The following is a 24149-nucleotide window of genomic DNA, read 5'->3' as shown; positions in this document are numbered from 1 at the left end:
TCTCAGGTCGGCTACGCATCGTCGCCTTGGTAGGCCTTTACCCCACCAACTAGCTAATGCGCCGCAGGCCCATCCACAAGTGACAGATTACTCCGTCTTTCTTCCTTCTCCCATGCAGGAAAAAGATCTATCGGGTATTAGCTACCGTTTCCGGTAGTTATCCCTGTCTTGTGGGCAGGTTGCCTACGTGTTACTCACCCGTCCGCCGCTAGGTTATGTAGAAGCAAGCTTCTACATAACCCCGCTCGACTTGCATGTATTAGGCACGCCGCCAGCGTTCGTCCTGAGCCAGGATCAAACTCTCCATTAAAGACCAACCGAGGTTGGTTATAGAAAGAGCGATTAGCTCATTTTGAATCTGACGAGATAAAATATCTCATTGTTGATTTTGCGAACAAAATCATTACTCACTCGTTGTTCAGTTTTCAAAGATCAAACATTTCTTTTTCGTTGACTCAACTCGTCGCCTCATCAACTTTTATATCATATCATATCCGAACCAATTTCGCAAGCTTTTTTTTAATTCTTTTTTGTAGCCTTCACTCGCAATATCGTATTTCTTGGCCGGAATTAGAATATACCATACTGAATATTTAAATGCAAGCTTTTTTATTAAATTGTTTTATCGCCCTAAAATGACGCGTTTGGTGATTTCACAAAGAAAGGATGGGTAAAAAATGATATGAGAGAACCATCTCTATAATGACCACCCTTTTGATAGAGAATAGACGGATAATACGAACTTCATTTTGATGCTTTACCTGAAATCTTCAGCAAGCTACAAACCACACAAAAGCAATTTTGTTTCATATGACATTGGCTGTTGATTAATTAATAGTATAAAGGAGTAGATCTTCGAGGAGGGGGATCTGGCGAACATAACCGAAAATGCCATACGTGGGCAGCATTTGGGAAACCTCCCTGTGCGTGTGATTACCCGGGGCATTCAGCAAAACTTGACTCAGTTCGGTATTAGTAAATGCGGAAATGATCAGATCGAACAAAGCTGGCAGATTGGGCAGCGTGAGATGCTCAACATCTCTACAAACAGCAAATTTATTGTTGCCAAGAAGAGTGACCATATGATTATCCATGATCAGCCCGAGCTTGTCATTCAAGTCATCCGTGGACTAATCTCCAATAATAGTCACCCTCAATCAATCGTTGCTAGATCAAAGACAGATGATTAGAGACTTAATATGTTTATGGCGATACAAAACACAAAAGACGCCCGGGTTTCTCCTATATAAAGGAACCCGGGCGTCTTTGCTGCCCAATACTATTCTCGTTGATTGATCTTAGGACAAAATAGGCTTGTTTTTAGAAGATGCTTCTGCAACCTTGCCCAGTATATGTCTCAGCACTTTAGCATTTTCCCCAGCATAACCGGAATCAAGCAGCACATCGTGCGTACCGATGACTCCGTATTCTTCGTATTGACCAAGCGTCGCCTGTTGCCATAGCAGTTTATCTGTTGATGTTACTGGACCAATACTATCGTCCTCTGCAACCAAGGCATGGATATTCGCCTGAACTTCACCTGCGTTAATAAGCTCATTCCGGTAGATGGAGTAAATCAACATTTTGTCTTTGACTCGCTCCCTGTCAGCTGGATCGGCGAGGAATGATTTATACTGGTCCCCAATGCTGTCCAGTACCACCTCGACAATCTCTTCAAGCTGTTTCGGTGTCGATTCATCCTTGGACATCTTTCTCATAGCATCCACCATTATGAGGTCGCTGACATGGTGACCTTGGCTTTCCATGGCTTTGGCCACCTCGAAGGCAAGGTTTCCTCCGAGTGAGTATCCCAGGAATACATATGGGCCCTCTGCTTGAATACCCGTGATGGCATCCACATATCGATCCAGCATATCTTGACCTTGAACATGATCGCCGATAAATTCGAACCCGTATACTTCACAATGTCCTTCCAGCTCTCTGGCCATCTCATAGTACCCCAGAGAGTAGCCGACCCGAGGAGGGAAGCAAAACACTTTGAGAGCTCCCTTCCCTGGAAAATGAAGAATTTCTATTTCTTCTTCGTCAGAAGCAGCTTTTGCCCGTAGTTTGGAAATTTCATGTGCCATTTCCTCCACAGTCGGAAGATTGAACACGAGCTGGAGCGGGAGCTGTACGCCCATGCTGGAAGAGATTTTCTGGATCAATCCCAACACTTTCAGGGAATGGCCCCCAAGCTCGAAGAAATGATCCTTGACTCCGATTTCCTGCACGCCGAGTACCTCGGTCCAAATCTGCGCCAGTTCTACTTCTGTCGGTGTACGCGGCGGGATATACTCCGCTGTGCTCCGCAGAAGTGCTTCCGGTGCCGGCAGCGCTTTGCGATCCAATTTGCCGTTCGGATTCAGCGGCATTTGCGCCAACTGTACGAAAGCAGTCGGAATCATGTAGCTTGGCAGCTCGCTGGCCAGTGCCTCACGTAACACGCCCGCTGCTACTCCCTCCTCGGCCACAAAGTATGCGCAAAGCTGAGTGCTTCCAGTGGCGTCAGCCAGTGCAAGGACGACCGCTTCCTGCACAGACGGCACTTTAAGAATTTGTGCTTCCACTTCTCCCAGTTCAATGCGGTAACCCCGGATTTTTACCTGGTGATCGATCCGCCCCAAATACTCAATATTCCCGTCTGGCAGCCATCGTGCCAAATCGCCTGTTCGGTAAATCCGTGCTCCCGGCTTGTACGGGTGAGGAATGAACTTCTCTGCCGTCAGGTCCGGCTGATTGAAGTACCCCCGCGCTACCCCTTCGCCTGCAATGCAGAGCTCTCCTGGCACACCTACAGGTGATACCTGAGAAGCACTGTCCATCATCCATACTTGGACGTTAGCGTACGATTTACCGATAGGTACATGCGTTAGAGCAGCAGTCTCAGGGCTCGTTGTATATCGCGTCGCATATACAGCCGCTTCGGTAGGACCATAAATGTTTTCCAATACTGCGTATGGAGATACTTTATAGTACTCTTCCACAAGTTTGACAGGCAGCGTCTCGCCGCAGGCAAACAGATATTTCAGCGTAAGGAATCCCTGGGTGCCGCTTTCTTTCAAATATTGAACGAGAACACTGAGCATCGACGGTACCAGATTGAGATGCGTGATACGGTTTGTATTCACGGCCTCCAGCAGTGCCAACGGGTCTTTGTCCGCGCCCTGCGGCAGGATCACGAGAGTTCCCTGCCCAAAGAACCAGCAGAACAGCTCCGGTACGGAGAAGTCAAATGTGAATGTCGTTTTGAGCAGGAATCGGTCGCCTTCCAACATCGGATATTCAGCTTCCAACTGGCTCAGCGTATGAACGGCAGAGCGATGCTCAATCATTACACCTTTCGGCTTGCCGGTCGAACCTGACGTGTAAATGATATACGCCAGATGCTCCGGCCCCGCGATTGGCTCCAGATTCGAGCTATCAGCATGATATGCCTGCGGATCATCAAGTGCCAGGATCGTGCCAGTGAACGGAAAACGATCTTTAAGATGATTCTTCGTCAGCAGAAGCTTCGCTCCCGAGTCCTCCAGCATGTGGCGAATACGCTCTTCCGGGAACTCCGGATCAATTGGTACATAAGCCCCACCCGCTTTCAGAATGGCATGGATGCCAATGATCATCTCAAGCGAGCGCTCAACCATGATGCCGACCGGCTGATCCGGTTGAACCCCTTGAGCACGCAGCGTACGTGCAAGACGGTTCGCCTGCTGATGCAGCTCTCTGTAGGTAAGCTCCGTTTCACCGTAAATAAGGGCTGCTCGATCCGGTGTGAGCTCCGCTTTTTCCTCAAATATGCCGTGAAGGGTCTTCTCACGCGGATAAGGAGCTGCTGTATCGCCCCACACCTCTATAATCTGCGATTTCTCTTCTGGCGTGATCAAATCCAGCTCATCAATACAGATGGCAGGCTGAACAGATACGGTTTCCAGAATTTTCGTTAGATGACCTTGCATCCGTTCCACGCTCTCCAGATCATAGACACGGGCATTGTAACGGTACAAGAACTCCAGATTACGGCCCGGCAGCACAATGAGGTTAAAATCATAATTCGTCTGTTCAAACATTTGAACATCCGTAATTTTGTATTCAGCCTCTTCACTGGCAATCTTCTCTTCCAGATGCTCTTCTACCGGATAATTTTCGAACACCATAATATGAGAAATCAAATCTTGCTTCTGTTCGCTCTGCGCTTGAATCTCATATAACGGATAGGAATCATAAGCATGTCCTGCCAAATATAATTCTTGCTGTCTTTTCATCACATCGGAGAACGTATCGCTTCCTTCAGCCTGTATTCGAACCGGAACCGTATTAATGAAGAGACCGATCATGCTTTCAATACCCGGAATCTCGGCAGGTCTTCCCGATACCACACTTCCGAAGACGACATCCTGACTTCTATTGTAGCGCTGCAACACGATTCCCCAGGCTGCTTGCATCAGCGTATTCATCGTCACTTGGTGCTGCTTGGCCACTTGTTCCAGCCGCTCGGTCAGTTCCGCATCCAACGTGAATACAAGCTTCTCCGAGACGTAGGCTTCTGCTTCTGCTTTTGCCGATGACTGTGTTGTCGCCTGCGGCAGCTTCGTCTGCTGATCGTATCCTTCCAGATATCCTCTCCAGTAAGAGGATGCCTCTTCCTCACCTTGCTCCTCCAGCCATTGAATATACTGGCTGTACGATACAGCAGCAGGAAGTTCAGGCTCTCTTTGCTCACGCAAAGCCCCATACGTTTCAAACACTTCCTGAAGCACAAGCGGCATACACCAGCCATCCAAAATGATGTGATGAGAGCTCCACAGCAAATGATAAGCCTCTTCTGCTGTCCGCAGAATCGCAACACGCAGCAACGCTTCATTAGCAAGATCGAAGCCTCTTGCTTTGTCCTGAGCAATATAAGCTGCAAGACGCGCTTCAATTTCACCGGATTCCAGCTCGTGCAGGTCCTCGTATACGAAGTCACATGCTCTTTCTTTGAACACAATCTGTATAGGGAAATCACCCCATCCGGCATGGAAATTCGTTCTCAAAATGGCATGCCGTTTCATCAGATGCTTTAAGCTGCGTTTGAAATCCTCAGGATAGAATGCTCCCTGAATTTCAAATTTGGCCTGCTCGAAATAGACTTCCGAATGAGGCTCCAGCAAACTATGGAACAACATTCCCTTTTGCATCGGCGTCAGTTTATACATATTTTCAATACTGCCGATATGTCGTGTCTGCTCTTCCAGCTCCTCGATTTTCTCCAAGGTGATATCTCGGAGGAGTACATCGCTTGGTGTAAGCTCCGTTCTTTCCTTGCGTACACAATGTCCAATGACTTCGCTGAGATGGTTCTTCAAGATGCCGACAAACTTTTCTACCGACTCCGTGTGGAACTGCTGATGGTTATAGCTGACCGAAAGTTGAAGTTGTCCTTCGGCAATCAATCCATTAATGTTCAATGTCTGATGCTGCACCATCTGTTCACTGACCTCAGGTCCTGTCGAGTAGGATGATACCTCCATCGTTCCCCCTGCAAGATCCTGATCGAACTGCCCCAGGTAGTTGAAGATAATCTCCGGTTCTGCCGTGAAGAGGGAAGCATCTGATGTGTCGCCCAGATATTTCAAAATACCATATCCGACACCTTTGTTAGGAATACGACGCAATCCTTCCTTGACGCGCTTGATTCTGGCGCCGATCTCCAGCTCGCCTCTCATGTCAAGGTCGACAGGGTACAGACTTGTAAACCAGCCTATTGTACGAGTGATATCCAGTTCCGGTACAACTGGCTCCCGGCCATGCCCTTCCAGGAGGATGCCTACACGCTCGATTCCCGTCCACTCGTGAACAGCCATACCAAGGGCCGTCAGGAGCAGATCGTTCACTTCCGTGTTGTAAGTGCGGTTCGCTTCTTTTAGGAATTGCTCTGTCTCTTCTGGTGACCAGCTCACCGTCACAGTCTTGCTGTCTTTGATGAGAAGAGCGCCGTCTACCTGGTCTTTTGGAAGAGGGACAAAGCCGTCTCCTTCTACCTCTACCCAATAGCTGCGTTCTTGTTCAGCCGCCGGACTGCTCGCATATTGTGTGATTCCATCAACCCATGCACGGTATGAATCCGTCTTCTGCGGAAGCTTGACCGCTTCCCCGCGTGCGGCCTGCTCGTAGCCTTCCTGCAGGTCCTCAAAGAGAATGCGCCAGGATACGCCATCAACAGCCAGATGATGAATAACGATCAACAGATGTTCGCCGTCCGCACAGCGGAACAGACCCAGTCTAAAGAGAGGTCCATCCTCCAGAGAGATGCTGCGCTGAATGGCTTCCACACCAGCTTCTATGGCCGAAGCCGGGTCTGTTTCATCCTGCAGATCATGGATCTGGAGGCTATAGAGCTCACCCTCACTTAAGCCGCGGTTCCAAGCTTCAAATCCACGCTCTCCTTGGCGGAATACCAGTCGCAGAGCATCATGATGCTCTGCAATTGTCCGAACAACTTCTGCGAGCGCATCGATATTGAAGCCTTCCCGACGGTACAACATGACCGACTGATTGAAATGGTGCAGGTCCGTCGACTGCTCGTCGAAAAATCTGCGCTGGGCAGGTCCCAGTCTCACCGCTCCGTGTACCTCGCCCTGATCTGCAATTCGGCTGACTGTGCTAACGCGCTGGGCCAGCTCCGCAACTGTCGGATAGCTGAACAAATCCTTCATCTCAAGCTTATAGCCTGCTTGGAGAAGCCTTGAAGATACTTGAATGGATTTGATCGAGTCGCCTCCAAGCTCAAAGAAATTGTCATGTATGCCGACAAGCGGCACGCCGAGCACACCTTGCCAAATCGAAGCCAAAATGTTCTCCACATCTGTCCGCGGAGCAGTAAACGCTGCGCCCGCCTTCACACCTGAGCTCGGTTCAGGCAGCGCCTTACGGTCCAGCTTGCCATTCGGTGTCAAAGGCATCGCGTCCAGTTGGACAAAGTAAGACGGAATCATATACGCAGGCAGTCCGGCAGACAGTTCGTTTCTTAGCTCGCTAACAGACATTTCACGATCAGCTACGAAGTAAGCACACAGCGATTTCTGCCCATGAGCATCTGCCCACGCGACAACGAGAGCTTCCTCGACAAGTGGAATATCCAGCAGCTTGGCCTCAATCTCGCCAAGCTCAATACGGTAGCCCCGTATTTTAACTTGATGGTCAATACGTCCAATGTATTCAATGTCTCCATTAGGAAGGCGACGAGCCAAATCCCCGGTTCGATACATATTTCCTTCCACAGCAAACGGGTCTCTAATGAATTTTTCTGCGGTAAGTTCAGGACGGTTCAGGTATCCACGGGCTACCCCGTCCCCGGCGATGTACATCTCACCCTCCACGCCTAACGGTACGAGACGAAGCTGTTCATCCAGGATATGGATATATATATTGTCTGCCGGCAATCCAATAGGTACGGATTCACGTGTATCCTTCACAGGATCGTACAGGTGAATCATGCAGCCGACGACCGTTTCGGTTGGACCGTATTCATTGTAGATTTTGATGTTGCCACCAAAGAGATCGGTGATGGTTTTTGACAAATGCGTGGTCAAATTCTCTCCACCTACAATGAGCTGCTGAATGCGGCTTTTCGCCGGAATGGTCATATCCTTGATCAGACTGAGATGAGTCGGCGTCAGCTTGAGAATATCCACCGCATTTTCGCGCAAAATATGCTGTACAACCTCCGCTTTATCTATACCATCATAAATCCGTACTAATCCTCCGTTAATTAATGGAGTGAAAATAGACGTGAGCGTCAGGTCAAACGAAATGGATGAGTAGAGCGGGAAATCCGTTGGTTTCCCAGCACAATAGACCTTATTGGCCCACCAGATGTAATTCACGATCCCTTTGTGGTTAATCATGGTTCCCTTCGGATTTCCTGTTGTGCCGGAGGTATAGATTAAATACACCAGATCGTTTCCTCTTACGGACAAATTAGGGTTATCCGTTACGTTCCCGTAGATATGCGGGGAATCCAATTCCATAACCGTTCCCTCAAAGGAAGCCAACTCTGTCAGGTGACTCTGTGTGAGCAGAATCTCAGCGCCGGAATCCTTTAGAATATACTGAATCCGTTCCTGTGGATATTCAGGATCAATAGGTACGTAGGCTCCGCCCGCTTTGAGCACACCCATGATGGCGACAAGCAGCTCCACAGACCGATCCGCTAACAGACCCACCACTTTTTCACTTTGCAGGCCCTGAGCTATCAAGGTAGAGGCCAGCCTGTTGGCCTGCTCGTTCAGCTCACGATAAGTGATCTGGACGTCGCCATCTATAGCCGCGATCTTATCCGGCGTACGGACAACCTGTTCCTCAAACAAGGTATGCAGACCCTGATCACTTGGATAAGTGTGGGCTTTGCCGCCCCAGTCAAGCAGTTTCGTCCGTTCCTCCGATGTTACAATCTCCAGTTCCTCTATGGTCGCTTGCGGACGAGTAGCTACCTGATCAAGCATTTGCAACAAATGCCCTCCGATTCGCGCAATACTGTCCTGCTCATAAACCACAGCGTTGTAACGAATGCAGACCTTGATATCCTCGCCTGGAATCACAACCAGGTTAAAGTCGTAGTTGGTTTGTTCAAACATGGTAAAGTTCGCGACTTCGAGATTGTCTTCATTTTGATTGCCGGACTGTTCCACCTGTTCGTCGAGCGGATAATTTTCAAAGATCATAATATGAGAAATCAGATCCTGCTTCTGGGCCGTTTGCCCCTGAATCTCGTACAGTGGATAGGTATCGTAAGCACGGCCTGCCAGCGATTGTGCCTGTGTACGTTTCATGACCTCGACAAAGGCTTCGTCCTTGGATGACTGTACACGGATAGGTACTGTGTTAATGAACAGACCCACCATATTTTCGATCCCTGCAATCTCAGTCGGTCTACCCGATACAACGCCACCGAAAACCACATCCGAGCTTGCATTGTAATGTTGGAGAATCAGTCCCCAGGCTGTCTGCATGAGTGTGTTGACAGTCACATGATTGCGCTTCGCGACAACATCCATTTTACGGGTCAAGGATGCACCCAAATGGAGAACATGCTCATTCAGAACGTAGCCCGCTTCTTTAGCCTGGGATTTCGTTTTGCCTTCCGGCAATACGGTATTCCCGTCATAGTCTTCGAGGTATTGGCTCCAATACGTTAAAGCTTCTTCATCGTCCTGTGCATCCAGCCACTCAATATAACGGCTATACGGCTGAGCTGGCGGCAACACAGGCTGTACTTGCTGTCGCAGGGCAGAATAATAATCGAACAGCTCCTGTGTAATAATCGGGATGCACCAGCCATCCATAACAATATGATGGAAGCTCCATAACACCAGGGAGCTTTGATCCGTTTGCAAGACGGTCACTCGCATCAGCGGGTCTTCCGACAAGCTGAACCCTTTAGCCATATCCTCAGCAGTGTAAGCCTTGATCTGGGCTTCTTGCTCCTGCAACGTTGCGGCACGCAAATCTACGTATTGCAGAGGGATTGGCCGTTGCTTAAAGACGACTTGCAGCGGTAAATCACCGATGTTGTTGTAAAAGCCAGTACGCAGTATGGCATGTCTCTGCACCAAAGCCTGGAAGCTCTCGAAGAAGGCATCTACATCGAAGCTGCCCCGCAGCTCGAACGTAGCCTGCTCAAAGTATGAAGAGGAATCCGGCTCCATCAGGCTGTGAAACAGCATCCCCTTCTGCATTGGCGTCAGCTTGTACACATCCTCAATCTCTCCAATGTGGGCCGTCTGCGCTGTGACTTGATCTAGCTGCTCCAGTGTTAATCCCGGGAACAGAACATCACTTGGTGTAAGCTGTGAACGCTCCTGAGTCACACAATGCCGGATGACCTCGCTGAGACTTGACTGTAGTAATTCAGCAAAATGATTCACCGTTTCCTTGCGATACTGCCTGCTACTGTACGTAATCGTCAGTGATAGCTGACCTTCGGCTATCATGCCATTCACATCCAGAGCATATTGCTGTGGTGTGTGATCGCTGAGCGCCTTACCGACTGAATGTGTGGATAGGCTAAGGGCGTTACCCTCCAAATCCTGATCAAACTGTCCAAGATAGTTGAAGGAAATCTCCGGCTCTACGCCAAACCCGAACCTTTTCTCTGGTGCCATATACTTCAGAAGTCCGTAGCCGATTCCTTTGTGCGGAACCTGCCGCAAATTCTCTTTGATACGCTTGATTCGTGCAGATACTTCCTGTCCGTTTTGAACGCTCAGCAGAACCGGATACTGGGTTGTAAACCAGCCCACGGTACGGGTAATATCCAGTTCTGGTATGATCATTTCCCGTCCATGCCCTTCAAGGTTGACCAAAATCTGTTCCATGCCTGTCCAGCGCTGAATGGCTGCCCCCAGAGCAGTCAAGAGCAAATCATTCGTCTCCGTATGATACGCGCGGTTCGCTTGTCGCAGCAGCAGGTCTGTTTCTTCAGCAGACCATGTTACTGTTACGGACTCATTATCCCGAATAGTGCCCGGCGCCTGATCCTTATCCTTCGGCAATGGAGCTAAAATCGTCTCCTCGATCTGCTTCCAGTATGCACGCTCCTTGTCCAGAGCAGGCCCTGCTGCATACTTCGCCGCTTGCTCAGACCATACAAGATACGAATCGGTCTTTTGTGGAAGAACGATTGCTTGTCCTTTCAACGCCTGCTCGTATCCCGCCGCGATGTCCTCGAACAGGATGCGCCAGGATACACCATCTACCAAGAGGTGGTGAATGACAATTAACAAATGGTCGCCATCTTCACAATGGAACAGGCCTAGCTTAAACAGTGGGCCATCCTCCAAATGGAAGCTTGCCTGGATGGCATCTGCTTTGGCTTGAACGGCAGCCGTCTGGTCTGCTGCCTGTCGCACATCGAAGATGTCCAATGTGTAGAGCTCGCCTTCGTCAATTCCCCGATTCCAGGCTGTATACCCGGTTTCTGTAGGACGGAAAACCATACGCAGCGCGTCATGATGGGTAGCAATTTGGGTCATCGTCAACCGGAGTGCGGCCTCATCAAAGCCATCTTTCCGATAAAGCATGACAGCATGATTGTAATGATGCGGCTCCGCTGTATGGCGTTCAAAGAACCACCGCTGAATTGGCATCAACTCCGCTGTACCTTTGATTTCACCCTGTTCTGTTGTGCGTCCGGCTGCCTGAAGATACGGACTCAGCTCGGCAATTGTCGGATATTTGAAGAGATCCTTCATCTCTAGCTTATACCCGGCCTGGAACAATCTCGAGGATACCTGGATCGCTTTGATGGAATCCCCGCCCAAATCGAAGAAATGATCATGGATACCGACCTGCTGCGCTCCCAGCACACCTTGCCATACGGACGCCAGAGCTTCCTCAGCCTTCGTCCTTGGCGGCTCATAGACCGCTCCGGTCTGCACATTGGCTTCTGGAGCCGGAAGCGCTTTGCGATCCAGCTTTCCATTTGGTGTCAATGGCATCTGCCCCAATTGCATGAAATAAGACGGAATCATATAAGCCGGCAGCTCTGCAGCCAAGGCTTTTCTCAATTCGCTTACCGTAAGCATCTGGTCGGCAGTGAAATAGGCGACAAGCACCTTTTGTCCACTTCCATCCTCCCGGGCGAGCACAACCGCCTCCCTAACAGACGGAGCATGGAGCAGCTTCGCTTCCACCTCGCCCAGCTCGATGCGGTAGCCCCGGATTTTAACCTGATGATCAATCCGTCCCAAATACTCCATGCTGCCATCCGGCAGCCAGCGTGCCAAGTCACCCGAGCGGTACATACGCTCGCCCGCTGCAAACGGATGAGCGACAAACTTCTCTTCCGTCAATTCCGGTCGGTTCAGGTAGCCGCGCGCCAGACCTTCGCCCGCCACGTACAATTCACCCGGAATGCCAATCGGCTGTGGACGGCGCTGTTCATCCAGAATGTACGCACGCAGCGTCGGAATCGTGGTACCGATATTGCTACGGCCCTGTTCAATTTCAAGTTCTGTAATTTCCTTATAGGTTACATGTACAGTCGTTTCGGTAATGCCGTACATGTTGATGAGCTGCACTTGCGGGTACTTCGCTCTCCAGTCCTTGAGCAAGGCCGGGCTTAAGGACTCTCCTCCGAAAATAATCATGCGGAGGCTCAGCTCTGCCGCGTGATGACCAAGCTCTTCCTGTAGTAACTGGTAGAAGTATGTCGGCGTCTGGTTCAAAACAGTGACCTTCTGGTCTTTCAGCAATTGCAGGAACTGATCCGGACTCTTCGCTGTGAGCGATGGAACGATGACCAGACGTCCTCCGTTCAGCAATGCCCCGTACATCTCCCATACGGAGAAATCAAAGCAGAATGAATGGAACAGTGTCCACGTATCCTGAGGACCGAAATCAAACAAATTTTTATCATTAAAGAGCAGGCGAACTACATTTTTGTGCTCGATCAGCGTTCCCTTGGGCTTGCCCGTCGTACCCGATGTGTAGATGACGTAGGCAAGATGCTCCGGTCCGGCCGCAGGCTCCAGGTTGGAGACATCCTCCTTGTAGGAAGCCGCCTCGTCCAGGTTTACGATGTCCCCGGCGAAGGAGACATGTTTCTCCAGATGCGCTTGTGTCAGCAGCAGTTTGGCTCCTGAATCCTCAAGCATAAAGCGGATGCGGTCCTCCGGATATTCAGGGTCCACAGGAACGTAAGCTCCACCCGCCTTCAAAATGGCCAAGATCCCGACGACCATCTCAAGGGATCGATCCACCATGATTCCAGCCAAACCGTCCGGTTGGAGGCCACGCTCGCGGAGCGTTCTGGCAAGTCCGTTGGCCCGTTCGTTCAGCTCGCTGTAAGACAGGGCTGCATCTTCACAAACAACTGCCACTGCATTTGGAGTACGGGCAGCCTGTTCCTCGAACAGCGCATGAATCGTCTTGTCACGAGGGTAATCTGCTCTGGCTTCGGCCGACTCCTGCATCAGCCTGGATTTTTCCTGAGGTGTCACGATATCAAAGGACGACAACGGCATTGCCGGATTGGCAGTCGCTTCCTGAATCAGCTGTACAAAGTGGCCTGCCATCCGTTCAGCAGTCTCTCGCTTGTAGATCGCAGTCGCGTACTCAAGCGTGCAGTTCAATGCTCCTTCCGCTTCACTCACGGTCAGCGTAAGGTCGAACTTGGCAGCAGGATGTACATTATCGTAAGGAGTAAAGCGCAATCCCTCTATTTCTTGTTCTCCCTGCTCGATATTTTGCAGGACAAACATGGTATCAAATAGCGGATTACGGCTCAGGTCACGCTGAAGCTCCAGCTTTTCTACCAGCTCCTCGAACGGATAATCCTGGTTTTCATAGGCCCGCAGCGCTGTTTCCTTCACTTCCTGCAAATAAGCCTCAAAGGTCTTTTCACCTTCTGGATAAGTACGCAGTGCCAGTGTGCCGACGAACATACCGATGAGGCCTTCGAGTGTCGCATGCGATCTTCCCGCCACAGGTGAGCCGACAATGACATCTTCCTGACCCGTATACTTGTGCAAGAGCGCTGTATAAGCAGCCAGCAGTACCATGAACAGCGTTGAACCCGTCCGGGTAGCCAGCTCCTGGAGTGAACCGTTCAGAGAAGAATCAATATGGAAGTCGATCCGATCCCCCGCAAAGCTTCGCACCGCAGGACGGACTTCGTCTCCCGGCAAATCCAGCACTGGCAAGCTTCCGCGGAATGCATCCAGCCAATAAGCTTCCTGGGCTTGGAGACGTTCGCTTTCGAGTTGCTCCTGCTGCCATACTGCATAATCCGTGTACTGAATCTGTAGCGCTGGCAATACATCCTCCTCTTGATAGAAGTGGAGAAACTCTTCTATGAGAATGTTCATAGAAACACCATCAGAGACAATATGATGCATGTCAAACAACAGTAAATGGCGTTCATTCGCAATCCGAATGAGGCCGACCCGCAGCAATGGAGCCTCGCCAAGATCAAAAGGTCGGACAAATTGCTGAAGGGAAGCTTCTGCCTCTTCCTCGCTCAATTCCGCATATTCCACAGTAAACGAAACATCCGTCAGGATCTGCTGTACGGGTTCGCCGTTAACAGTCACAAAACGGGTACGTAAAGAACCATGACGATGGATCAGACTACGGAATGCCTGCTCCAGCCTTTCCCGATCCAAGGGTCCCTCAACCGTAAGGATACCCGGCATATTGTAGCTCAGCTCTCCGCCTTCCAGTTGACTTAGAATAAACAGTCGTTTTTGGGCTGAGGACAATGGGTAGTGCTCACGCAGTCCAGCCGCAGGAATTTCTTCAAAATCGAGTGGTGTATAGCCCTCAATGGCATGAGCCAATCCTTCGATTGTAGGGGACTGGAACACCTCTCTCAAACTTATCTCACGGTTCATTTCCTTGCGAATTCGCGAGACTAGCAGGGCTGCACGCAGTGAGTGACCTCCAAAATGGAAGAAGTTATCCTTCACTCCCGCGTTCTCTACACCCAACACTTCTTGCCAAATTCCAGCTAATTGAATTTCCACAGGTGTCTTCGGAGCTACAGATGAAGCAGCTGCCCATCCGTGCTCTCCCTGCAATGCTTTTCGATCTATTTTTCCGCTTGGCGTTAACAGCGGATTGTCCAATTGTACGAAGTGGGAGGGAATCATATACACCGGTAACAGCTCAGATAGAACCGCACGCAACTCACTTATTTCAATCATTTGGTCCGCTACGAAGTAAGCGAATAGATCCTTGTAGCCGTCATCACCTTCCACAGCCATGGCTACAACATCCTGAACGGATTGCACCTTGAGCATTTGTGCTTCTACCTCGCTCAGCTCGACCCGGTAGCCGCGGATTTTGACCTGATGGTCAACCCGGCCCAAATGCTGGATCGTGCCATCCGGCAACCAACGAGCCAAGTCACCCGTACGATACATGCGCTCCCCTGGAGCAAATGGACTTTCCACAAACTTCTCATCTGTTAACTCAGGATGGTTATCATGCTCCTGCACGAATTCAACACCTGCGATGCATAGCTCGCCAGCAACGCCGACAGGCAGCAGCCTGAAATGATCATCCACAATATATACACTTGGGCTAGCGTTAGGTCCGCCAATGGGTGCAGCCTGTGCTTGTGCATGAAGCTCGGCATAATGCACATATGGGACTACGGTATCTTTCAATACGGTTAGAATGTGGTCCCTCTCTTGCGGCGTTATCAACTCCAGAGCATCCACGGATATTCCAGGATTTTCTACAATCTGCTCCATAAGGTGAACCAGATGTCCTCTGATTCGCTCAATATTGGATGAGTCATAGACGAGCGTATTATACTGGAATAGCAATCTCATCTCTTCACCCGGCAGGATAATTAAATTAAAATCGTAATTCGTTTGCTCAAGAAGCTCAGCATCCTCAATCTCAAAGGCAGCTTCGCTACTACCCAGACGCTCTACCTCCTCCTCGACAGGATAGTTCTCAAATACCATAATATGTGAGATTAAATCCTGCTTCTGGTCCGTCTGAGCCTGGATCTCAAACAGCGGGTAGGTGTCATACATATGAGAAGCCATATATTGTTCCTGCTGCTGCTTCATCAGGACTGTGAAAGGGAGATTTTCCTCCGTCTTCACACGAACTGGAATCGTATTGATGAACAAACCGATCATCCGATCAATGCCCGGAATTTCGGCTGGTCTGCCTGATACTACACTTCCGTATACGACATCTCGGCTACCGTTATAACGTTGAAGCGCAATGCCCCAGATGGACTGCAGCAAAATATTCATCGTGACATGAGCATCTCTGGCTACCTTTTCCAGACGTCCGGTCAATTCCCTGCCGAGGGTGTAATTCAGCTTTTCTGATACATACCCTTCCGCTTTACTTGCTTCCCCGACTTGAGGTAAAAGCGTCTGCTGGTCATAACCAGCCAGATAGCGGCTCCAATAGTTAGCAGCAGCTTCTTCATCCTGCTGTTCCAGCCATTCGATGTACCGACTGTACGGCTGAACCTCTGCCAGCTGAGGCTCTCTTCCTTCCAGGAGGGCAAAGTAATGTTCAAACACCTCCTGCGTAATTAACGGAACACACCATCCATCCATGACAATGTGGTGAAAGCTCCACAAGAGACGGAAGCTGGCTTCACCTGTACACAAAATCGAAACACGGAGAAGCTCATCTTCAGACAGGTTGAAGCCCTTGGCCTTGTCCTTTGCAGCAAATGTTTTCAAATAAGCTTCGCGCTGCGTTGCGTCCATCTCCCGCAGATCTTCATATACCAGTTTGGCGCCTCTGTGCCGAAATACAACCTGCAAAGGCTCGCTACCCCATCCGCTATAAAAGTTCGTGCGCAGGATGGCATGACGCTCCACTACTGCATCCAGACTGTGTCCAAACGCGGCCGGGTCAAAGCTCCCCTTAAAGTCAAAGGCAGCCTGCTCAAAATAAGCACCTGTATGCGGCTCAAACATATCATGAAACAGCATGCCCTTCTGCATCGGCGTCAGACTGTATACATTCTCAATATCACCTATGTGGCTGGTCTGCTTAGATAGCTCTTCAAGGTCAGCAATGCTTAGACCCTTCGCAAGCACGTCGCTTGGTGTCAATACGGTTCTTTCCTGGGTTACGCAATGCTGGAGAAGCTCCCGCAAGCTTTCTTCAATATATCCAGCGAGCTGTTCCATCGTAGATGACTTATACTGCTTTCCGTTATAGGTAATCGTCAGAGTCAGGGCCCCGTCCGTCACCATGCCATTGATATCCAGCGTATAGGCTGGTTCCCCCAACAAGCTTTGGGCGCTTCCGGTCGGATAAGGAGAAATCTGCAACGAGCTTCCTTGCAAATCCTGATCAAATTGCCCCAGATAGTTAAAAGAAATCTCAGGCTGCAAGCTGAAGCTATCGGCGTCCTCCACCTGACTCGCCATCGTTCTAAGCAACCCGTATCCGATGCCTTTGTGCGGAATTCGGCGCAGCCCTTCTTTCACAGACTTGATCAAGGCAGCCACTTCCGGGTCATCGTCCAAGTCTAAAACCACCGGATACTGGCTAGTAAACCAGCCCACGGTACGGGTAATGTCGATGTTCGGTATAATCGGTTCACGACCGTGACCTTCGAGATTCACAGCAATCTTCCCAATGCCAGACCACTTGGATACCGCCATGCCCAGAGCGGCCAATAGCAGATCATTCGTCTCCGTTTGGTAAGCTCGGTGGGCTTTTCTCAACAGTTGATCGGTTTCTTCTACAGTCCATTGTGCTGTTACCACTTCGCTATCCTGCAAAAGAAGGCTTTCTACAGCCTCATCCTTCGGCAGCTGTTCGAGTTGCTCGTCCTTCAGCTCTCTCCAATACGCCCGGTGAATTTCGATTTCCGGGCTTTCCGAATAACGGGAAAGAGCATCACCCCAGTCACGGAAGGAGTCCGTCTTCTGCGGGAATGTCAGTTCTTGTCCTTGAGTCACCTGTTCATAGCCCGCTGCGATATCCTCAAACAAAATCCGCCAGGATACTCCGTCCACCACCAAATGGTGGATCACGATCAGGAGATGGTCTCCATCCTGACAATGGAAAAGCCCTAGCTTCAGCAGCGGACCCTCTGCCAGATTGATGCTGCGCTGAATGTCGTCCGATAGTGCTGTGATGGCTGCGGCCGGATTCGATTCATTCCGTAAATCAACGGTAAGCAGGCTATACAGCTCTCCTTCTTCAAGACCACGATTCCAAGCCTCGTAGCCATGTTCTGTCTGGCGAAAGACCATCCGAAGGGCGTCATGATGCTGGGTGAGTTTTCTCAGCACATGGTGCAAGGTCTTTTCCTCAAATCCCTGTTCACGGTACAGCATAACCGCTTGATTGAAGTGATGGGGCTCTGCCTGCTTCCGTTCAAAGAACCATCGTTGAACTGGAGTCAAGCAAGCCGATCCACGTACAGTTCCCTGCTCAGCCATGCGCACAGCCGTTTGTATTTGCGCACTCAGTTCGGCAATCGTTGGGGATTTGAACAACTCCTTCATCTCTAACCGATAACCAGCCTGCAGTAGCCGTGACGAAACCTGAATCGCCTTAATGGAGTCTCCTCCCAATTCAAAGAAATTGTCATGGATGCCCACTTGTTCGGCACCCAGCACCCCTTGCCAAACAGACGCCAAGGCTTCTTCGGCCGGTGTACGGGGAGCCGTATACTTCCGCCCCGTATGCGCACCCACTTGAGGAGCCGGCAGAGACCTGCGGTCCACTTTTCCGTTCGACGTTAGTGGCATACGATCCAGCTGCATAAAATAGGACGGGATCATATAACTCGGTAGTACCTGCGATAATGCAAGACGCACATCTCCTGCCGTGAGCATACGATCCGCCACATAATAAGCGCAAAGCTGCTTCTCTCCAAGCTCATCCGCGCGAACGACCACTACGGCGTCGATGACCGACTCTACCTTGGCCAGTTGAGCCTCGATTTCGGTGAGCTCGATGCGGTAACCGCGTATTTTGACCTGTTCATCGATTCTCCCTTTAAATTCCAGATTTCCATCCGGAAGCCAGCGTACCAGATCGCCGGTTCGGTAGCAGGGCTCTCCGTCCTTCACAGGACTAGGGACAAATTTTTCTACCGTGAGATCAGGCCGATTGAGATATCCGCGCGCTATACCTTCACCGCCGACAATCAGTTCGCCCCAAGCACCAATGGGTTGTAATTGAAGCGATCCATTGACTACATAAGCGGTCGAGTTGCTAATCGGGCGGCCAATCGGCACTACCCCTTCAGCGCGACCCGGAATCTTGTAGGTGGTGGAGAAGGTCGTATTCTCTGTCGGACCATAGCAATTGATAGGGACAAGATCAGGATTGGCCTCGATCACACGGTTCATATGAGATATAGACAGCACGTCACCGCCGACGAGTAATGTTTTTAGCCCTCTGAACAGGTACTCATCCTGCAATGAAAGCTGATTGAAAAGCGGTGAAGTGAGCCACAGCGTTGTAATTCCGTACGAGGCAATGGCAGCTTTGAGCCTGTCAGCAATCAGGATGTCGTCGTTCTCCACGAAATAGAGCTGTCCGCCGTTAAGCAGCGCTCCCCATATTTCGAAAGTGGAAGCATCGAAGGCCACGGCTCCTGTCTGCAAAATTCGTGTGGATTCATTCAGCTCTACGTAGCTGGTCTCCTTGACCAGACGGACCACGTTCCGGTGTTCAACCATAACACCCTTCGGTCTACCCGTCGTACCCGATGTATAGATGACATAAGCAAGTCCATGCGATCCCTGGGCAGTCTCCGGCCGGGCAGGCTCAGTTGCATAAGCCTCTTCACTGCTAAGGTCGACAATCGGAATACCGTAGTCTATATTTCCATACTCGCCCTTTTGTACCAGCATTAGCTTGGCATCGGAATCATCGAGCATGTAACGAACCCGATCTTCCGGGTAGTCGGGATCAATAGGCACATAGGCTCCACCGGCCTGAAGCACCGCGAGCATACCAATGACCATCTCGATGCTTCGTCCGCCCATCACGGCCACTGGCTGCTCCCTCAACGTTCCCAACCGACGCAGCGTTTGGGCCAGTCGTCCCGCCTTCTCTTCCAATTCGAGGTAGGTTAGCCGAACATCGCCGAATACAAGCGCCGTCTGCTCCGGTGTACGCTTTACTTGTTCCGTGAACAGCTCGTGAATCGTCTTATCACTTGGGTAAGGAGCCGATGTCGCGTTAAATTCTTCAATGATCTGTACCTTCTCCTCCGGTGTGATCATCTCAATCTCCGCCAGCTTCAACTGGGGATTCGCAGCAACCGCATGCAGAACCCGAAGCAAGTGCATAGCAAGTCGCTCTACACTCTCCTGCCGATACAAAGCCGTACTATACTCCAAACCAAAAGCTAGCTCTGCCCCCTGCTCCTCCACATTCAGGGATAGGTCAAATTTGGCTGTGACGCTCTCCAGCAGGTAAGGAGTAAAGCGCAGCCCGCCCATGTCCTGCTCTGCCTGCTCCGTATTTTGCAATACCAACAGGGTATCAAAGAGTGGATTGCGGCTGACATCACGTCCTACACCCAGCTTCTCAATCAGTTTTTCCAAAGGATAGTCCTGATGCTCGAACGCCTTGAGCGCCGTTTCCTTGATTTCGAGGAGATAATCATCAAACGTCTTATCTCCCGCCGGGTAGCTGCGCATACCCAGTGTATTGACAAACATCCCGATGACACCTTCAAGCTCAGCCTGTGGTCTTCCGGCCACCGGAGACCCTACGATGATGTCCTCCTGCCCCGTATATTTGTGCAGCAGCACCGAATAAGCAGCCAGCAATACCATATACAGCGTAGTACCTGTACGGGATGCAAGCTCTTGTAATGCCTTATTGCCGAACTCATCCAATGTAAAATCAATTCGGCTACCCTCGAAGCTTCGAACAGAAGGTCTTTGGAAGTCTGTAGGTAAATCAAGTACCGGAAGCTCCCCTTCAAAGGTCTGAAGCCAGTACGCTTCATGCTCTTGCCATTGAGTCTCTGACTGTTCCTGTTGCCACACAGCATAGTCCTTGTATTGGATGTACAGCTCTGGCAGCTGTTCCCCTTGATACAATGAAGTGAGTTCCTCCACCAGTATTTGAATAGAAACCCCATCTGAAATGATGTGATGCATATCAAACAGCAACAAATGTCGTTCCTCTTGCAGCTTCACCAAGCCAACACGCAGTAATGGGACCTGGCTGAGATCAAAGGCACGGATAAAGCTGCGTATGAGCGTATCCGCATCCTCCCCTGAAGCCTCTGTGTAGTCCAACGCGAACGGCACTTCCCTATGCACACGCTGAACAAGCTCTCCATCCTTCATAAAGAAGCCGGTTCTCAGGGATTCGTGACGCTGGATCAGCATCTGGAACGCAGATTCCAGCCGAACGCGATCCAATGGCCCATCCACTGTGAATGCCCCAGGCATATTGTAGCTGAGTTCTCCCCCGTCCATTTGTCTCAACACATATAACCGCTTCTGCGCTGAGGACACGGGGTAAGCTTCGCTTTCCTCCGCCTGTGGAATGGATTCATACACGGTTGGAATGCGTTCTTTTACCAGTCGCGCTAGCGACTCGACCGTAGGCGACTGAAACACTTCACGCAGCGAAATGCTGCATCCCAGCTCTTTCTGAATCCGCGAAACGAGCAGTGTCGCCCGCAACGAGTGACCACCAATTTCAAAGAAATTATCTCTGATACCCACGCGGGCAACTCCCAGAATATCCTGCCAGATTAGCGCCAGCTGCACTTCCGCAGCAGTTCTCGGAGACAAATAATCCTCGCTGGATTGTACACTGCCCTCAGGAGCTGGCAGCGCGCGGCGATCCAGCTTGCCATTTGGCGTAAGCGGCATTTGCTCCAGCCGGACAAAATAAGAGGGGATCATATAAGCTGGCAGTTCCACAGCCAGCTGAGACCTTAATTCGCTCGGCGAAAGGTCGGAGGAGGCTACGTAGTAGGCGCACAGCAATTTTTGTCCCTGTTCGTCGTCCCGTGCAAGGATAATCGTTTCCCGTACATTCGGAGCCTTGAGAATTTGGGCTTCCACCTCGCCAAGCTCAATTCGGTAGCCGCGAATTTTGACCTGATGGTCAATCCGTCCCAAATATTCGATATTACCATCAGGCAGCCAACGGGCCAGATCTCCAGTACGGTACATCCGCTCTCCCGCCCGAAACGGATGCTCTACGAATTTCTCGGCCGTCAACTCTGGACGGTTCAAATACCCTCGGGCCAGACCGTCACCCGCGATGTATAGCTCCCCCGGAACCCCGACAGGCTGCAGGCGTCTTTGCTCATCGAAAATGTAAGCACTAAGTGTCGGAATCGTACTGCCAATATTGCTTTTCCCCGCTTCAATCTCATGTTCCGTGATTTCCTTGTAGGTGACATGCACCGTTGTTTCCGTAATTCCGTACATATTAATCAGCTGTACATCAGGATACTTAGCCCGCCAGTTTCTCAGAAGAGATGGGCTTAAGGCCTCTCCACCAAAAATGATTTTTCTAAGGCTAAGCTCTGTCGAAGAGTGAGCTAATTCTTCCTGTATCACCTGATAAAAGTACGTCGGCGTCTGATTCAAAATGGTGACTTTGTTGTCTTTCAACAACTCCAGGAACGCTGCCGGGCTCTTGGCGGTGAGAGACGGAACAATCACCAATCTTCCTCCGTAGAGAAGGGCTCCATACATCTCCCAAACAGAGAAATCGAAGCAGAACGAATGGAACAGCGTCCACGTATCCTGAGCGCTGAAATCAAATAAATTTTGATCGTTAAAGAGCAGCCGAACTACATTTTTATGCTCAATCAGCGTTCCCTTCGGCTTGCCTGTTGTGCCCGACGTGTAGATAACATAGGCCAGATTACTCGAACCCGAAATGCTCTCCAGATTTGAAGCGTCTCCTTGATACGATGCAGCTTCGTCCAGATTCACATGCTTTCCGTCAAAAGTGGTGCACTCCCACAGATGGCTTTGGGTGAGCAACAGCTGGACTCCCGAATCCTCCAGCATATAATGGATACGTTCCTCAGGATAATCGGGATCAATCGGTACATAGGCACCTCCTGCTTTCAAAATGGCCATAATGCCGACGATCATCTCCAAGGAACGGTCGGCCATGATCCCTACGAGCGTATCTGCTCCCACTCCCTCGGAGCGCAAATATCTCGCAAGCTGGTTAGCCTGCTCATTGAGAGCTCGGTATGTAATGCACTGCTCGCCCATCTGAACGGCAACATGATCTGGCGTGCGCTCGGCTTGTTCCTCGAATAAGCCATGAATTGTCTTTTCACGCGGATAATCAGCTACAATCCCTTCCGAGAGAGCCAAAATGGATTGCTCGTCCGCTTCTCCCAGCAGGGTTACCTCTGCGATGGAAAGCTGCGGTGTATGAATGATCTGCTCGGCGATCGTAAGCAACTGGGAAACCATGTCCGTTACTTCACTGCGTTCAAACAGCTTTGCCCGGTAATCGACATCCAGTACCAGCTCGCCTTCATCCAGAATCTCCACGATATGAAGCACAAAATCATTCACTTCGTCGCCGCAGAAATCATAATCCGTCAAAATGCGCACGTCTTCCAAATCAACCCAATTGATAAGGCGGTATTCCATGGAGACGCCAAAAAGCCGCTGAATATCCTTGTTGCCATGCATTTCTCTTAGATCCTGGATTAACTGATTGTATGGATATTTCTGATGCCGCAGGATTGACATTTGATCCCTGGCTACTTCCTGCAGGAAGCTCAGCACATCCATGTCCTTTTCGACGTGTGTTCTGGCTGCAGCCGTACTAACGAACATACCGATCTTTTGCTTCTCTTTTTTATTCCCACGGTTAGCGAACGAAGTACCAATCACCACATCCGGCTGATTCGTCACTTTGTGTATGTAGATATACATCACACCCATGAAGAACTGAAACAGGGAAATCCTGTTCTGCTGGCAAAATGCCTGTAGCTCATGATATAGCACCTCTGGCACGGTAAAATGCTCTCGAACGGCTTGGGTGCTTAGAGATAACGGATTATAGGATTTCCAACCCGTAAGCTCAGGCAAATCAGAAAATTTATCCAACCAATACGACTTATCCTTTTGGTATCTGTCAGAAAGCTCGTATTCGTTCTCTTCTGCAATATATTGAATATAAGAGCAATCGTCATTCAGCGTTGGTTCATTTCCTTGAATGATTTGCATGTAAAACTCTGTCAGCTGATTGCCGTAGATCACCATAGAAATCCCGTCAGAAATAATATGGTGCATCTTGATATTAATCCAAAACTCTTCCTCGCTAATCTTCACAATCAAAAACTGGAAGAGTTCAGAATCCAGCAGTGGCAAGGGTTTCCTTTTGTGCTGCTCTAGTAAGGTTTCTACCTCAGATATATTTTCATAATGGGTAAGATCCAGGTATTCCAACTGTCTCTCTTCATAAGGAACGACATATTGCTGGGGCACTCCATCCACTGATGTGATACGAATGCGGAACGCGTCATACTGTTTGATAATCAAATGAATGGACTGCATGAAGGCGGCGATATGGATACGGCCCTTCATCTTGGCTGTACCGGAAAGCTGTGACACTGACGTATCTGGATAGAGTAATTCGGTATACCATATACGTTTTTGCGCATTTGTCAAATCATATAACTGCATGTCATTCATCTC

The 24149-nt window shown here is 50.1% G+C and carries 1 protein-coding gene, 1 rRNA gene and 1 pseudogene; 1 reads left to right on the top strand and 2 read right to left on the bottom strand.

Going from position 1 to position 24149, the window contains the following annotated elements; genetic code table 11:
* Positions 1-310, bottom strand: a 16S ribosomal RNA gene (locus BAZ21_RS24960); the annotation flags it as partial.
* Positions 311-851: 541 nt separating this feature from the next.
* Here BAZ21_RS24960 and BAZ21_RS30150 point away from each other — a divergent pair.
* Positions 852-1190: pseudogene (locus BAZ21_RS30150) on the top strand (alpha/beta hydrolase); the annotation flags it as partial.
* Between the two features lie 108 nt (positions 1191-1298).
* Here BAZ21_RS30150 and BAZ21_RS24950 read toward each other — a convergent pair.
* Positions 1299-24146: a non-ribosomal peptide synthetase gene (locus BAZ21_RS24950; protein WP_068505574.1), complete on the bottom strand. Its 22848-nt coding sequence runs from the start codon at positions 24144-24146 to the stop codon at positions 1299-1301.
* Positions 24147-24149 lie beyond the last annotated feature (3 nt).

The sequence above is a fragment of the Paenibacillus kribbensis genome (assembly GCF_001705305.1).
Classification (GTDB): Bacteria; Bacillota; Bacilli; order Paenibacillales; family Paenibacillaceae; genus Paenibacillus; species Paenibacillus kribbensis_B.
This window is presented reverse-complemented; position numbering and strand designations above follow the sequence as displayed.

What these genes read in the sequence shown, in the direction of transcription:
- BAZ21_RS24950 (WP_068505574.1), bottom strand. Translation starts at nt 24,146, where the DNA reads ATGAATGACATGCAGTTATATGATTTGACAAATGCGCAAAAACGTATA.